Below are 13,808 nucleotides of genomic sequence, written 5' to 3' on the forward strand. Positions count from 1 at the left end.
ACCCCCCCCGAGTGACTGCGGCGGCCTCCAAGGAGCTCTTCGCGTGCTCCGTCGGCGGCGGCCACGACGACGCCCGCGGCCACCGCGGCCGCGGCCCGGCGCGGGACCACGCCCGCCACCGCCGCGCCGAGGCCTTCGGGACGGGCGGCGGGGACTCCGGCGCGGGAGGCCAGGGTCATGGCGAGCCGGGCGGTGACGGCGGCGAGCACGGTCGCGAGCGCGCCCGGCGCCCAGCCGTCGGCGTAGATGTCCGCCAGCGCGGCCACCTGCACCAGGAACACCACGAGCAGGGAGATGACCCCGAAGGGGCCGATGTCGGACTGCTTCATGATCCGCAGGGCGTCCTCGGCGGGCTTCGCGCTGCCCAGCCCGTCGGCCGTGTCGGCGAGCCCGTCGAGGTGGAGCCCGCGGGTCAGCGCGGCCGGGACGGCGACGGTGACGGCCGCGGCGAGCAGCGGGCCGCCCCCGAGGACCAAGAGGACGGTGCCGGCCGCGGCGGCGAGCAGGCCGAGGACCAGCCCGACGAGCGGGGCGCAGGCCATGCCGCTGCGGGCGGCGGGCCGGTCCCAGCGGGTGATCCGGGCGGGCAGCACGCTCAGCGTGCCGAACGCGAAGCGGATCCCGTCGCGGAAGGAGGCGCGCTCGGTGGGCGGCACCAGTGGTGGATCATCGAACGAATCTGTCATCGGCGCGAACGCTACCCGCTCCGGGTGGGCGGTAAATTGCTCAATACGTGCCAAAACGGGAGCAGGTGTCGTGGGTCACTGGTGGTACCGGAACATCGTCGAGCCGGGCAAGCTCCCCCTGCTGCTCGCCCTGCTGGCCTTCGTCCTGTCCTTCCTGGTCACCCGGGTGATCACGCGGCTGATCCGGGCCGGCCGGGGGCCCTTCAAGAACATCACCCCGGGCGGGCTGCACGTCCACCACGTGGTCCCGGGCGTGGTCCTCGTGATCATCGGCGGGTTCGGCGCGGTCGGCAGCGGGCAGCACAGTTTCGGCGCGGGCCTGTCGGCCGTGCTGTTCGGGCTGGGCGCCGGGCTGGTGCTGGACGAGTTCGCGCTGCTCCTGCACCTCGACGACGTGTACTGGAGCGAGCAGGGCCGCAAGAGCGTGGAGGTCGTGGTGCTGACGGCCGCCGTGGTCGCGCTGGTGCTGGGCGGCTTCCTGCCCTTCGGGGTCAACGAACTCACCCCCGACGAACGGCACAGCCGGGGCCTCGTCGTCATGAACACCGCCACCAACTTCTTCCTCGCGCTGGTCGCCCTGTGGAAGGGGAAGCCGCGCACGGCGGTGTTCGGGACGGTGATCCCCTTCGTGGCGCTGATCGGCGCGGTGCGGCTGGCACGGCCCGGGTCCCCGTACGCGAAGCGGTTCTACGCGAGCCGCCCGCGCGCCCGGGCCAAGGCCGGCCTGCGGGCCTTCCACCACGACCGGCGCTGGGCCCGGCCGCGGCGCAGGTTCGAGGAGTTCATCGGCGGGACCCCCGATCCGGAGCGCGCGGCGGTGGAGCGGGCCGCGGAGAAGCCCGACTGACGCGAAGGGCCCGCCCCCGGGTACGGGAGCGGGCCCTTCGTCGGCCGTTCGGTGCCCCGCCCGCCGGGTGTCCTGGATGCGGCGGGCGGCGGGCGGCGGGCGCGTCAGCCCGGGATCAGGCCGTCGTCGCTGAGCATCTCCCTGACCTCGTCCAGCGAGGCGTCGGGGGCGGGCAGGATCAGCTCGGACGGCTCCAGCGCGTCGTCGGGGAGCGGCTCGCCGAGGCGGCGTACGGCGTCGAGCAGCTCGCCCAGCGTGCGCCGGAAGCCCTCCTCGTCGCCGGCTTCCATCTCCGCGAGGAGTTCGTCGTCCAGCTTGTTGAGCTCGGTGAAGTGGCTGTCGGCCAGCTTCACCTGCCCCTCCCCCATGATGCGGACAATCATGACGGGCCCCTGCCCTACTGCTTGTCGAACCGGTGCTGGGTCTGCGACGGCTGGGCGGTGCCCGGGGCGCCGCCCTCGATGGCCTGCTGCTGGGCGGAGGGCCCGCCGGCCAGCTCGGCCTTCATCCGCTGGAGCTCCAGCTCGACGTCGGTGCCGCCTGAGAGGCGGTCCAGCTCGGCCTGGATGTCGTCCTTGGAGCCGAGGCCGCTCTGGTCGTCGAGGGCGCCGGAGGCCAGCAGCTCGTCGATCGCGCCGGCGCGGGCCTGGAGCTGGGCGGTCTTGTCCTCGGCCCGCTGGATGGCCAGGCCGACGTCGCTCATCTCCTCCGAGATGCCGGAGAAGGACTCCGCGATCCGGGTCTGCGCCTGGGCGGCCGTGTACGTGGCCTTGATGGTCTCCTTCTTCGTACGGAAGGCGTCCACCTTGGCCTGGAGGCGCTGGGCGGCCAGCGTCAGCTTCTCCTCCTCGCCCTGGAGGGTCTGGTGCTGCACCTCCAGGTCGCTGACCTGCTGCTGGAGCGAGGCGCGGCGGGACAGGGCCTCGCGGGCCAGGTCCTCGCGGCCCAGGGCGAGGGCCTTGCGGCCCTGGTCCTCCAGCTTGGCGGACTGGCCCTGGAGCTGGTTCAGCTGCAGTTCCAGGCGCTTGCGGGAGGTCGCCACGTCGGCGACACCGCGGCGCACCTTCTGAAGCAGCTCGAGCTGCTTCTGGTACGAGTAGTCGAGGGTTTCGCGCGGGTCCTCGGCCCGGTCAAGGGCCTTGTTCGCCTTCGCGCGGAAGATCATCCCCATACGCTTCATGACACCGCTCATGGGCTTCGCGCGCCCCCTTCTGACGGACTTCGCTCCAGGTCACCAACAGTCGCGATCCCTCGATCACCCGAGATGACCGCCACAGAACCCACAGTACGGGCCCTGCCTCTATTACCGCACCGATCGAGCACGGATGCGCTCCTCCTCCAGGACGAGTACCCCCGGCGCCGTATCAGGCGTAAGGAGTAGGTGATCCCCGAGACCGGGGAACCCCCGCACTGGGAAGACGCCCGCCGTTGCCGGATCGTTCCCCACCGAGGTGGGGCCCGTGGCCCAGACCACGTAGGCTTGGGTTTTGTGTTTGGTAGCCGCTCCTCCAAGGAAGAGAAGGCCGCCGCCGCCGACAAGGTGAGCGCCGACCTCTCGCAGCCCCGTGACCCGCAGGCCCCGAAGGGCCGCCCTACGCCGAAGCGTGCTGTGGCCCAGTCGCAGCGCAAGGCCGTGGTGGCCTCGACCGGCAACCGCAAGGAGGACGCCAAGCGAGCCCGTGAACGTCGCCGCGAAGAGATGGCAAGGCAGCGCGAGGCGCTGGCCAACGGCGACGAGCGTTACCTGCCCGCCCGTGACAAGGGCCCCGTCCGCAAGTTCGTCCGCGACTTCGTGGACTCGCGCTTCTCCGTCGCCGAGATGTTCCTGCCGCTCGCGGTGATCATCCTGGTGCTGAGCATGGTCCGGGTCCCGTCGATCCAGAACATCTCGCTGATGCTGTGGCTCGGCGTGATCGTCCTGATCATCCTGGACTCCATCGGCCTCGTGTTCCGCCTCCGCAAGGCGCTGAACGAGCGCTTCGCGAACGAGCCGCGCCGCGGCGCGATCGCGTACGGCCTGATGCGCACCCTCCAGATGCGTCGGCTGCGCCTGCCGAAGCCGCAGGTCAAGCGTGGGGAACGGCCCTGAGCGAGGGTTTCGCGCAGGGCGCCAGGCTGTGGCTCGAGGGCCTGGGCGGACTGCGCAACGCGGTCCGGCAGGAACTCGTGGGCCGGCAGGTCGAGGAACAGATCGCGCACCGCTTCCCGGTCGGGCAGCGGCTGCGCGTCCTGGACGTCGGCATGGGCCAGGGCACCCAGGCGCTGCGGCTCGCCCGCGCCGGGCACAAGGTCACCGGCCTGGAGCAGGACGCGGCCATGCTGGCGGTCGCGCACGCCGCGCTGGCCGCCGAGCCCGCCGGGATCCGTGACCGGGTCGAGTTACTGGAAGGCGACGGCCGCGAGACGGGCGCGCACTTCGTACCGGGCAGCTTCGACGTGGTGCTGTGCCACGGGGTGCTGATGTACGTCCCCGAGGCGGACGCGATGCTCGCCGGGCTGGCCCGGATGCTGGCGCCCGGCGGACTGCTGTCCCTGCTGGTGCGCAACGGTGACGCGCTCGCGCTGCGGCCGGGGCTCGCCGGGGACTGGGGGAAGGCGATGGCCGCCTTCGACACCGTCGACTACACGAACCGGCTCGGCCTGGACGTACGGGCCGACCGGCTGGCCGATCTGACGGCCACCCTGTCCGGGATCGGTGCGCCGCTGGCCGCGTGGTACGGGGTACGGATCTTCACCGATGGCACCGAGGCCGGTGCCGCGCTGCCGCCCGAGGCGGAACTCGATGCGCTGCTCGCCGCCGAGGAACGGGCCGGGCGGACCGATCCCTACCGGGCGGTGGCCGCCTTGCTGCACCTGTGCGGAGTCCGGGGTTAGCCCGGACGGGGCCCCCGCCGTAACCGCCTGCGGCTACGCGCCGGGGCTCCGCCCCGCACCCCGCGCCTCAAACGCCGGCGGGGCTGGATGTACCCAGGCGGGCTACGCCTCGGCGGCCGCGCTGAGGCTCATCTTGTAGATCTGCGTGTCGTCCTCGAAGAGGGTCACGCGGTCCGCGCCGCCGTCGAGGAGTTCCTTCCAGACCTCGCCGATCCAGGATTCCGCGTCGCCCTGGGTCGTGAACTCCTCCGGTTCCACCGCCGGGCTCGTCTCCGTGCCGTCGGCCGTTTCGAACCGCCACGTCCACACCATGTCCGCCTCCGTTGCTCGCACGTGATCTCACGCTTCTCGGCATGAGTGTGCCCGCAGAGTAACCGGGCGCGCAGCAGTACCGGCGACGCGGGAGGATCTCTGTGTGGAACTCACTCTGCTCGGCACCGGTACCCCTGAAGGACTGCCCCGCCCCGGCTGTCCCTGCGCCGCCTGCGCGGTCTCCGTCGGCACCCTGGCCCGCGCCGCGACCGCCGTGCTCGTCGACGGGGCGCTGCTGCTGGACCTGACCCCCGGGGCGGTGCTGGCCGGGGCCCGCGCGGGGCATTCGCTGAGCGGCGTGCGGCAGGTCCTGCTGACGCACCCGCACGACGGGCCGCCCGTCGAGCTGCCGCCCGGGCTGCCCGCGGCGGGCCGGGTACCGGACGGGCGGGAGCTCGCGGTGATCAGCGGGCACCGGGTGCGGGCGGTGCCGATGGACGCGCCGGGCACCGGGTACGAGGTCACGGGCCCGGACGGCAGCCGGCTGCTGTACCTCCCGCCGGGCGGGGCGCCGGCCGGTACCAACGGGACGACCGCGCGGCGGGCGTACGACGTGGTCATCGCGGACGTGCTCGGCCGCCCGGAGGCCCTGGCCCGGCTGCGGGCGAGCGGCGCGGTCGGCCCGGCCACCGACGTGATCGCCGTGCACCTGGACCACGACACCCCGCCGGGCCCGGAGCTGGAGCGCCGGTGCGCGGCGGCCGGGGCCCGCGCCGTGCCGGACGGCACCACGGTGGTGACGGGCGAGTACCACGCGCCGCCGGACGTACCCCGGCGCACCCTGGTGCTCGGCGGCGCCCGCTCGGGCAAGTCCGTCGAGGCGGAGCAGCGGCTGGCGTCCTTCCCCGAGGTGGTCTACGTCGCCACCTCCGGCACCCGCGACGGCGACGCGGAATGGGCCCAGCGCGTCGGCCTGCACCGCGAGCGGCGCCCGGCCGGCTGGCGGACGGTGGAGACCTGCGAACTGGTGCCGATGCTGGAGCAGGCCGGCCCCCCGCTGCTGATCGACTGCCTCGCGCTGTGGCTCACCGACGCCATGGACCGGGCGGGGGCCTGGGACGACGCGGTGTGGGCGGCGGGCGGGCAGAAGGAGCTGCGCACCCGGATCTCCCGCCTGGTGGCGGCGGTCCGCGCCACGCGCCGCACGGTGGTGCTGGTCAGCAACGAGGTGGGCGCGGGCGTGGTCCCCGCGACGGCGTCCGGGAGGCGGTTCCGCGACGAGCTGGGCCGCCTCAACAGCGTGGTCGCCGGGCAGTGCGAGCACGTCCTGCTGGTGGTGGCGGGGCAGGCCCTCGTCCTCAAGGAGCGGCCGAGGTGACGGACCGCCACGGGATCGCCGGGACACCCCCTGAGGGAGGGCCTGACCGGCTGTAGTCTCTGGCAGATGACCACGCTGAATCTCGACGACTTCTCCGATCTGATCGAACGCCCCGACGGGGGCGTCCGACGTGACGCCGAGGATCGCCGCGAGCGGCTGGCCGTGCCGCCCGGCGCGCTGGGCCGGCTCGACGACCTCGCCGAATGGCTGGCCGCCGCGCAGGGGCAGGTCCCGGTGAAGCCGATCGAGCGGCCGCGCGTCGTACTGTTCGCCGCCGACCACGGGATCGCCTCCCAGGGCGTCTCCGCCCGGGCCGCGGGCAGTTCCCACGAGCTGGTGCGCTCCGTCCTGGACGGGACCAGCCCGGTCGCCATCCTGGCCGGGCGGCTCGGCGCGGGCGTGCGCGTCGTCGACACGGGCCTGGACTGCGATCCGGAGCTGCTGCCCGAGGACGTGACGCGCCGCCGCGTACGGCGGGGCAGCGGGCGGATCGACGTGGAGGACGCGCTGACGGCCGAGGAGGCCGAGGCCGCCCTGCGCCTGGGCATCGCCATCGCCGACGAGGAGGCCGACTCCGGTACGGACCTGGTCGTCCTCGGCGACCTGAGCGTGGGCGGCACCACCGTGGCGGCCGTACTGGTCGCCGCGCTCTGCGGGACGGACGCGTCCGTGGTCACCGGCCGCGGCGGGGTGCCGATCGACGACCTGGCCTGGATGCGCAAGTGCGCGGCCATCCGGGACGCGCTGCGCCGGGCCCGCCCGGTGCTCGGCGACCAGATGGCGCTGCTGGCGGCGGTCGGCGGCACGGACGTCGCCGCGATCACCGGGTTCCTCCTCCAGTGCGCGGTGCGCCGTACTCCGGTCATCCTCGACGGGGTCGTCTCGGCGGCCTGCGGGCTGGTGGCCCAGCGGGCCGCGTTCCGTTCCCCGGACTGGTGGCTGGCGGGACAGACGAGCGGGGAGCCGGGCCAGGCGAAGGCACTGGACCGGATGGCACTCAACCCCGTGCTCGACCACGGCGTCACAGTGGGAGAAGGAACCGGGGCCTTGCTGGCACTCCCCCTGGTCCAGGCGGCCGCCGCACTCGCGGCGGAACTCCCGGAGAGGGCGGCTGGGGAACAGCCGACGGACTGAGACACCGGGCACTACGGGCCTGACCAGTCCGCAGTGCTCGCACTGCCTGTGGACGGTGACGCCCCATATCATCGCTTTTCATGGGAGAGGTCCGCTTGACCAGCGTAGACACCGACCGGAGCCTCGATCAGGCCTCCGGCAAGGGTTCCAACAGCAAGAAGGAGTCCGGCGGCGATCCCGCCGCGAAGGCGGAGAGCCGCAGGGGGAGTGCCCCGTCGCGGCGCAGTGCCGCCTTCGCGGTCTGGTACCTGCGGGCCGTCACCTTCGTCAACTTCCTCAGCGCGGTGTGGCTTTCGCTCGGGCAGGACCTGCGCAAGCACAACACCGCCGACTTCTACACCCCGTACCTGCTGACGGCCGGGTTCGCCTCCGGGCTGTTCTCGCTGCTGCTCGCGGTCACGATGGGCCGCCGCAAGCGGGCCGCGTGGATCCTGAACCTGGTGGTCAGCGGCATGCTGCTGCTGGCCTTCGCGGTCGCCGCGTTCGCCCCGTGCACGGGCGGCGAGTTCAACCTGTGCTACCCGGAGTTCCGCGACCACGCGCAGAACTGGGTCTCGCTCGCCCTGACGGCGGCCTTCGTCGGCGCGCTGGTGGTGGGCCGTCACGAGTTCTACGCCAAGGGCGACCGCTCGAACCCGAAGCTGGCCACCGCCGTCGGCGCCGTCGGCCTGCTGCTCACCTCGCTGGTCGCCGCGCTGCTGGTGGGCGCCACCAACACGGACCCGGACCGCGCCGACGCCACGTTCCTGGCGCGCTGGCGGTACGGCGTGATGCGGCTGATCACGCTCGCGCCCGACGACAAGGCGTACAACGCGATCACCACGCCCGCCTGGGTGGACGTCTTCATCAACGTGATGTCGATGATGCTGCTGCTCGCCGTGCTCTTCGCGGCGTTCCGCTCGCGCCGCGCCGTCGACCCGCTCACCCCCGAGGACGAGGAGCGGCTGCGGGCGCTGCTCGCCAAGCAGGGCGACCGCGACTCGCTCGGCTACTTCGCGCTGCGCCGCGAGAAGTCCGTGATCTGGTCCCCCACCGGCAAGGCCGCCGTCACCTACCGCGTCGTCGGCGGGGTCTCGCTGGCCTCCGGCGACCCCATCGGCGACCCCGAGGCCTGGCCCGGCGCGATCGAGCCGTGGCTGGCCGAGGCCCGCGAGCACGGCTGGGTGCCGGCCGTGATGGGCGCCAGCGAGGAAGCCGGGCAGATCTACGCGCGGCACGGCCTGGACGCGCTGGAGCTCGGCGACGAGGCCATCGTGGAGACCGACGAGTTCACGCTGGAGGGCCGCGCGATGCGCACCGTCCGGCAGGCCTTCAACCGGGTCAGGCGGGCCGGGTACACGGTCCGCATCCGCCGCCACTGCGACATCCCGGCCGAGGAGATGGACGTCCTCCTCAAGAGGGCCGACGACTGGCGCGACGGCGCGACCGAGCGCGGCTTCTCCATGGCGCTGGGCCGCCTCGGCGACCCCGACGACGGCCAGTGCGTGATGCTGGAGTGCACCGACGGCAACGGCGACCTGCGGGCCGTGCTGTCCTTCGTGCCGTGGGGCCCCAAGGGGCTGTCGCTCGACCTGATGCGCCGTGACCGGGATTCCGAGAACGGTCTGATGGAGTTCATGGTCATCGAACTCCTGGAGCGCTCGAAGGAGATCGGCGTCACACAGGTGTCACTGAACTTCGCGATGTTCCGTTCCGTCTTCGAGCGGGGGTCCAAGCTCGGCGCGGGTCCGGTGCTGCGGATGTGGCGGTCGCTGCTGAGCTTCTTCTCCCGCTGGTGGCAGATCGAGTCCCTCTACCGGGCCAACGCCAAATACCGGCCGATCTGGGAACCGCGGTTCATGCTCTTCGAGAAGAGTTCCGACCTGTTGCGGATCGGTATCGCGGCGGGCCGGGCCGAGGGCTTCCTGGAGGCACCCGGCCTGCCGAAGTGGCTGCACCGCAGACATCTGGAGACGATTCGTTGACGTCGTGGACGACGGCCCCACTACGGCGGTTCGCCCGCCGTGAGTGGGGCCCCCTGTTCTGGACCATCCGGGACGCGCTCGTCCGTGACAAGTGGCGGGCGATCCCGATGACCATCGGCGCGGTCTGCCTGACCTCCTTCTTCCAGGTCGTGCAGAACACGTCCTGGGGCTTCCAGCCGGTCCAGAACCTGGGGTCCGTCAAGGCCGTCGATCCTTTGTGGCTCGCTCTGCTGCGCACTCCGCTGTCGTTGTTCGTACCCGCCCTCGACCTGCCGGTGTGGGGGGCCCTCGCGCAGATCCTGCTGGTCTTCGGGATCTCGGAGATCTGCATCGGCTGGTGGCGCACCCTGCTCATCGGCTACGTCGCCACGCTCGCCGGGACCACCTACGCCCGCATCGGGCTCTCCCTGGGGCCCGACCACCCCTTCGGCCTGCCGGTGTCCGACCGGATCGTCAACGACACCGGGCCCTCGGCGGCGGTGGTGGGCCTCGCGATCTACGTCTGCTGGCGCTACCGGGCCTACCTCACGGGGGCGCTGGTGATCCTGGTGATGACCGGCGAGGTGCTGTTCAAGGACAACCTCGCGGGCAAGGAGCACCTGGCGGCCATCGCCGCCGTGATGGCCGTGTGCACGGTCCGCGCGAAGTGGGGGCCCGCCCGTTCCCGCGCGCCGGTCGTCCGCCGGCAGCCTCCCCCGCCGCCTCCGGGGCCCGCCTGATCCGTGCGGGGTGCGGACGAGCCCGTACCGTATCGGGGTGACGACAGACCTCGGGCCCTTCGCCCCCACCCGGCAGTGGATGCGGGCGCATCCGCTCGCCACCGACGCCGTGCTCGCGCTCGGGGCGTTCGTCTCCATGGTCGTCGGGTCCTTCGCCGATCCGCACGGACCGCACGGGCCCACCTTCGGGACCCGCACCCCCGAGCCGTTCTCCCTGCTGCTGATGCTGCTCGGCGCCGCCGCGCTGGTGCTGCGCCGCCGCAGGCCGCGCGCCGTGCTGGCGGTCACCTGCGGGCTCTCGCTGCTGGAGCTGACCACCGGGGAGCCGCGGGCGCCCGTCGCGATGTGCGCGGTGATCGCCCTGTACACGGTGGCCTCGCGCACCGACCGGCCCACCACCTGGCGGATCGGGCTGCTCACGATGGCCGGGCTGACCGGGGTGGCGATGCTGGCCGGGCCGCTGCCCTGGTACGCGCAGGAGAACATCGGCATCTTCGCCTGGACCGGGATGGCCGCGGCCGCCGGGGACGCGGTGCGCAGCCGGCGGGCCTTCATCGACGCGATGCGGGAGCGGGCCGAGCGGGCCGAGCGGACCCGTGAGGAGGAGGCCCGGCGGCGGGTCGCCGAGGAGCGGCTGCGCATCGCCCGGGACCTGCACGACGTGGTGGCCCACCACATCGCCCTGGTCAACGTACAGGCGGGGGTGGCCGCGCACGTCATGGACAAGCGGCCCGACCAGGCCAAGGAGGCCCTCGCGCACGTCCGCGACGCCAGCCGGTCGGCGCTGAACGAGCTGCGCGCCACGGTGGGGCTGCTGCGGCAGTCGGGCGATCCGGAGGCGCCGACGGAGCCCGCGCCGGGGCTGGCCCTGCTGGAGGAGCTGCTGGACACGTTCCGGCACGCCGGGCTGCCGGTACGGGTCCTCCTGCAACTGGGGTCGGGCACCGGTCCGTTGCCGTCCGCCGTGGACCTGGCGGCGTACCGGGTGATCCAGGAGGCGCTGACCAATGTCCGCAAGCACGCGGGCCCGGGCGCGAAGGCCGAGGTCAGCGTGGTGCGGGTGGGCGCCTCGGTGGAGGTGACGGTGCTGGACGACGGGGGCGACTCGGCCGACTCCGCCCCCTCGGCGGCCGACCCGGGCGGCGGGCACGGCCTGCTCGGCATGCGCGAGCGGGCGGGCGCGCTGGGCGGCTCCTGCTTCACCGGCCCCCGCTACGGGGGCGGTTACCGGGTCCACGCGATCCTGCCGGTGGCCTGAACCCGGTCCCGCCCCCGCCCGTCAGCAGGACTTGCGCCAGGGCCCCAGTTCGAGCTTCTTCTCCAGGGAGCTGAGCTTCAGCTCCTTCGAGCGTTCGCAGAAACGGTCCGTCGGCAGTTCGTACTCGACGTGGAAGACGGCCTTGCCCGCCTGGACGAACGGGGTCAGCTGGTCGCACTCCTTGTACTGGGCGCACTGTTCGTTGACCGCGAAGTCGTAGTCGCCGACGAGCTGCGGGATCTGGTCGAGGTCGTTCTTGAGGCCGACGGCCAGCCCGCGGTCGTGGGCGAGCTTCGCGATCATCCGGTTGAACTTCAGCTGGTCGTCGGCGGTCACCGGGAAGCCGGAGTCGTTGCGGTAGGCGTCCATGTTGTCGGGTTCGACGGCGTCGAAGCCCTTGTCGCGGCACATGTCGAACCGCTTGCCCATCAGCCGTTCGAGTTCGCCCACGCGGCGGACGTCGAGCCAGCGTTCGCCCTTCCAGCCGTTGCCCTCGCCGAGCATGTCCTTGGGGAAGTCGCCCGCGTCGGGGCGGAAGTCCTCCCAGGCGCCGGTGGAGACGTAGCAGATGGTGCGGCGGCCGGCCCCCTTCAGCGCGGCGACCTGGTCCTGGGTGGTGAGGAACCCGTCGACGTCGTACACGGGCACGTCCACGGAGGTGTCGAGCTTGCCGCTGAGCTGCCACTGCCAGGCCGTGCCGGGCTTCGGCTGCCAGCGGTCCCCCGGGGCCGGAGCCGGTGCCTGGGGGGGGCCGGGCTCGGGCGTCTCCTCGTCGTCGTCGGAGTCCGACGAGCAGCCGGTGAGCAGCAGCAGGGCGCCGACGGCGACGGCCGCCAGCGCGGTGGTGGTTCTCTTCATCCGGCCGCCTCCAGGGCGTACGGGAGGGTCCCCCACGGGTGTGCGCCCGTTCCGGGAACCGCGCAGTACACCCCGGCCCCCCGTTCCGCGGCGAGTTCGGCGGCGGGCGCGTCCGGCGGGACCGCGTACACGAGGTGGCAGAACGTCCGGGCGGGGTGGTCGGCGGTCCAGGCGGGCGGGGTGGCCGCCGCGTCCCGGTAGGCGTCCCAGGGTCCCTCGAAGGTGACGAGCAGGTCGGCGAGCCCGGCGTACCCGGGGTGCGGGTGGACGCCGTGGTTCAGGACGAGCGTACGGGCTCCCGCCGCCCGGGCCGAGACCGCGAGCCGGCCGTAGTGGGGCAGCAGTTCCGGGCCGGCGGCGGCCTGGTCGAGGAAGGCCCCGTCGGTGTCGTACCAGTCGCGGTGGCGCAGCAGGTCCTGGACGACCTCTCCGTGCGGGCGCCGCCCGTAGTCCGTGTCGGCGTACCCGAGGACGGCCACGCCGGCCTCGCGCAGCCGTGCGGCGACGGCGGCGAACCGCTCGTCGGGGGCCCGGCCCGGCCCGCTGTCGGGGTTGAGCACCACGGAGTGCAGCCGGCCCGCGGAGCGGATGAGCAGCTCCCACTCCTCGGGCCGGTCGGCGGGGTGCTCGTAGAGGGGCACCAGCAGCATGGGGTCCTTCTTCCCGTACGGGGACACGCGGTCGGGGCTCACCGGTGGGCCGTCGCCCGGCCGAGGAGCAGGCACACCAGCACGGCCAGGGCCGCGGCGGCGCCGCCCGCCACCAGGAGCTGCACCAGCCGCGGCTGCCCGGCCCCGGCGAGCAGGGCCAGGCTCTGGGCGACGGCGGCGCACGCGCAGACCACGGCGGCGGGCCGGACCGCGCCGAAGGACTGCAGGAGCAGCCCCGTCCACATCACGGCGCCGAGGAGCAGCAGGGTCGCGACGCGGACCCCGGTCAGGCCCGGGGCCTGCGGCCACAGCAGGGTTCCGGTGATGCCGAGGGCGAGCAGCACCACCAGGTAGAGGGCGAGGCAGCGGGCCAGGGTGGACAGCATCCGGCGCCAGAACGCCCGGGGCGAGCGGGCCGCCCGCAGCCCCGCGAGGCTGCCGCTGCGGAAGCGGTGCAGCAGCCATTCGGCGGGGCCCATGCTGAGGGTGAGGGCCACCGCGGACGGCGCGGCGACCGCTTCGGCGGGGCCGCCGGCGAGCACCTCCCCCAGCGCGGCGTACAGCACCAGCAGGCCGGTGCCGAGGCCGAAGACCCCGTACGGCACCGAGTCCCCGATCCGGGGTCCGCGCCGGCCGTAGTCCTCCTCGGCGCCGCGCAGCATCCGCCAGCGCACCGGGCCTCCTTCGCCCGGCCGGTGCCGGGACCGGTCACGGATCCTGCGCACGACGGCCCGTACGCCCTCGGCGAGCGGCAGCTCCCGCAGGGCGAGCGCGCAGGCGGCCACCAGCGACAGGACGAGCAGCGCCACCCGCAGCGCCACCGGCAGCCCCACGAACAGCGAGAGCACCGCCCCGGCGGCCATCGGGCCGAGGGCGGCGAGCAGCACCCGCTCCCGGCCGAGCACCAGCAGCACGGTGGCGGCCCCCACGTACAGGGCCTGGCCGGCGGCGAAGGCGTACGCGAACGGCGGCCCGCCGGGGACGGCGAACGCGGCGGCGGTGCCGAGCAGTGCCCCGGCGGGGGCCCCGGCGAGCAGGGTCCGCCCGGCGGCGGCCCGGTCGCCGAGGCCGAGCCAGGAGTAGGCGCGGTGGGACAGGGTCTGGTCCCAGACCCAGCCGATGAGGGCTCCGGCGAGCAGGGTCAGGGTGCCGGCGGGCAGGCCGAGCCGGTCCGGGGGGCCTTCGAGG

General features: G+C 73.6%; 15 protein-coding genes. 8 read left to right on the forward strand and 7 right to left on the reverse strand.

The genetic code is table 11. The annotated features are described in order from the left end of the window. Positions 1-686 (reverse strand): adenosylcobinamide-GDP ribazoletransferase (locus tag ACFV0Q_RS27060; RefSeq protein WP_385008966.1); only part of this gene is annotated, 686 nt, incomplete at its 3' end. 70 nt (positions 687-756) lie between these two features. On the opposite strand from ACFV0Q_RS27060, the gene ACFV0Q_RS27065 reads away from it, so the two are divergent. Then, entirely contained in the window at positions 757-1,533 is a 777-nt protein-coding gene (locus ACFV0Q_RS27065; protein ID WP_385008967.1) for a hypothetical protein, read from the forward strand. A gap of 104 nt (positions 1,534-1,637) precedes the next feature. On the opposite strand, the gene ACFV0Q_RS27070 is transcribed toward ACFV0Q_RS27065, so the two are convergent. Continuing rightward, the gene (locus ACFV0Q_RS27070) at positions 1,638-1,916 is read right to left on the reverse strand and encodes a hypothetical protein (protein ID WP_385008968.1); all 279 of its coding nucleotides are present in this window, start codon (positions 1,914-1,916) and stop codon (positions 1,638-1,640) included. 14 nt (positions 1,917-1,930) lie between these two features. Beyond that, a complete protein-coding gene (locus ACFV0Q_RS27075) occupies positions 1,931-2,725 on the reverse strand; it encodes a PspA/IM30 family protein (RefSeq protein ID WP_351830546.1) in 795 nt (264 codons plus the stop codon). 288 nt (positions 2,726-3,013) lie between these two features. Here ACFV0Q_RS27075 and ACFV0Q_RS27080 point away from each other — a divergent pair, with 288 nt between their 5' ends. Both ACFV0Q_RS27080 and ACFV0Q_RS27085 read left to right on the forward strand, forming a co-directional pair. After that, a complete protein-coding gene (locus tag ACFV0Q_RS27080) occupies positions 3,014-3,622 on the forward strand; it encodes a DUF3043 domain-containing protein (protein ID WP_385008969.1) in 609 nt (202 codons plus the stop codon). A 77-nt stretch (positions 3,623-3,699) separates the two neighbouring features. Further along, entirely contained in the window at positions 3,700-4,407 is a 708-nt protein-coding gene (locus ACFV0Q_RS27085; RefSeq protein WP_385008970.1) for a class I SAM-dependent methyltransferase, read from the forward strand. A gap of 102 nt (positions 4,408-4,509) precedes the next feature. Here ACFV0Q_RS27085 and ACFV0Q_RS27090 read toward each other — a convergent pair whose 3' ends face one another. Beyond that, positions 4,510-4,719, reverse strand: a complete 210-nt coding sequence (locus ACFV0Q_RS27090) for a hypothetical protein (protein ID WP_385008977.1) — start codon at positions 4,717-4,719, stop codon at positions 4,510-4,512. Between the two features lie 103 nt (positions 4,720-4,822). Between ACFV0Q_RS27090 and ACFV0Q_RS27095 the strand changes: the two genes are divergently transcribed. The 5 genes from ACFV0Q_RS27095 to ACFV0Q_RS27115 all read left to right on the forward strand — a co-directional run bounded on the left by ACFV0Q_RS27095 (position 4,823) and on the right by ACFV0Q_RS27115 (position 11,112). Further along, the gene (locus ACFV0Q_RS27095) at positions 4,823-6,037 is read left to right on the forward strand and encodes a bifunctional adenosylcobinamide kinase/adenosylcobinamide-phosphate guanylyltransferase (protein ID WP_385008971.1); all 1,215 of its coding nucleotides are present in this window, start codon (positions 4,823-4,825) and stop codon (positions 6,035-6,037) included. Positions 6,038-6,103: 66 nt separating this feature from the next. Further along, on the forward strand, positions 6,104-7,171 hold the full coding sequence (cobT, locus tag ACFV0Q_RS27100; RefSeq protein ID WP_385008972.1) for a nicotinate-nucleotide--dimethylbenzimidazole phosphoribosyltransferase: 1,068 nt from the start codon (positions 6,104-6,106) through the stop codon (positions 7,169-7,171). Positions 7,172-7,251: 80 nt separating this feature from the next. Further along, on the forward strand, positions 7,252-9,135 hold the full coding sequence (locus ACFV0Q_RS27105) for a phosphatidylglycerol lysyltransferase domain-containing protein (protein WP_385008973.1): 1,884 nt from the start codon (positions 7,252-7,254) through the stop codon (positions 9,133-9,135). Continuing rightward, the gene (locus tag ACFV0Q_RS27110; protein ID WP_385008974.1) at positions 9,132-9,854 is read left to right on the forward strand and encodes a hypothetical protein; all 723 of its coding nucleotides are present in this window, start codon (positions 9,132-9,134) and stop codon (positions 9,852-9,854) included. The genes ACFV0Q_RS27105 and ACFV0Q_RS27110 overlap by 4 nt, the downstream gene beginning before the upstream one ends. Positions 9,855-9,933: 79 nt before the next feature. Next, positions 9,934-11,112, forward strand: a complete 1,179-nt coding sequence (locus ACFV0Q_RS27115; protein WP_385008978.1) for a sensor histidine kinase — start codon at positions 9,934-9,936, stop codon at positions 11,110-11,112. A 21-nt stretch (positions 11,113-11,133) separates the two neighbouring features. On the opposite strand, the gene ACFV0Q_RS27120 is transcribed toward ACFV0Q_RS27115, so the two are convergent. The 3 genes from ACFV0Q_RS27120 to ACFV0Q_RS27130 all read right to left on the reverse strand — a co-directional run. Continuing rightward, positions 11,134-11,970, reverse strand: a complete 837-nt coding sequence (locus ACFV0Q_RS27120) for an endo alpha-1,4 polygalactosaminidase (protein ID WP_385008975.1) — start codon at positions 11,968-11,970, stop codon at positions 11,134-11,136. Then, entirely contained in the window at positions 11,967-12,620 is a 654-nt protein-coding gene (locus ACFV0Q_RS27125) for a spherulation-specific family 4 protein (protein WP_385008979.1), read from the reverse strand. Before ACFV0Q_RS27125 ends, ACFV0Q_RS27120 begins: the two co-directional genes overlap by 4 nt. Positions 12,621-12,658: 38 nt before the next feature. Further along, positions 12,659-13,808: hypothetical protein (locus tag ACFV0Q_RS27130; protein WP_385008976.1), on the reverse strand; the 1,150-nt coding region annotated here is incomplete at its 5' end.

Source organism: Streptomyces sp. NPDC059564, from assembly GCF_042735575.1.
Classification (GTDB): Bacteria; Actinomycetota; Actinomycetes; order Streptomycetales; family Streptomycetaceae; genus Streptomyces.

Excerpts from the sequence above, each read along its gene's own strand:
- ACFV0Q_RS27075 (WP_351830546.1), bottom strand. The coding sequence starts at position 2,725 with ATGAGCGGTGTCATGAAGCGTATGGGGATGATCTTCCGCGCGAAGGCG.
- ACFV0Q_RS27120 (WP_385008975.1), bottom strand. The coding sequence starts at position 11,970 with ATGAAGAGAACCACCACCGCGCTGGCGGCCGTCGCCGTCGGCGCCCTG.
- cobT (WP_385008972.1), top strand. The coding sequence starts at position 6,104 with ATGACCACGCTGAATCTCGACGACTTCTCCGATCTGATCGAACGCCCC.
- ACFV0Q_RS27105 (WP_385008973.1), top strand. The coding sequence starts at position 7,252 with ATGGGAGAGGTCCGCTTGACCAGCGTAGACACCGACCGGAGCCTCGAT.
- ACFV0Q_RS27115 (WP_385008978.1), top strand. The coding sequence starts at position 9,934 with ATGCGGGCGCATCCGCTCGCCACCGACGCCGTGCTCGCGCTCGGGGCG.
- ACFV0Q_RS27090 (WP_385008977.1), bottom strand. The coding sequence starts at position 4,719 with ATGGTGTGGACGTGGCGGTTCGAAACGGCCGACGGCACGGAGACGAGC.
- ACFV0Q_RS27070 (WP_385008968.1), bottom strand. The coding sequence starts at position 1,916 with ATGATTGTCCGCATCATGGGGGAGGGGCAGGTGAAGCTGGCCGACAGC.
- ACFV0Q_RS27125 (WP_385008979.1), bottom strand. The coding sequence starts at position 12,620 with ATGCTGCTGGTGCCCCTCTACGAGCACCCCGCCGACCGGCCCGAGGAG.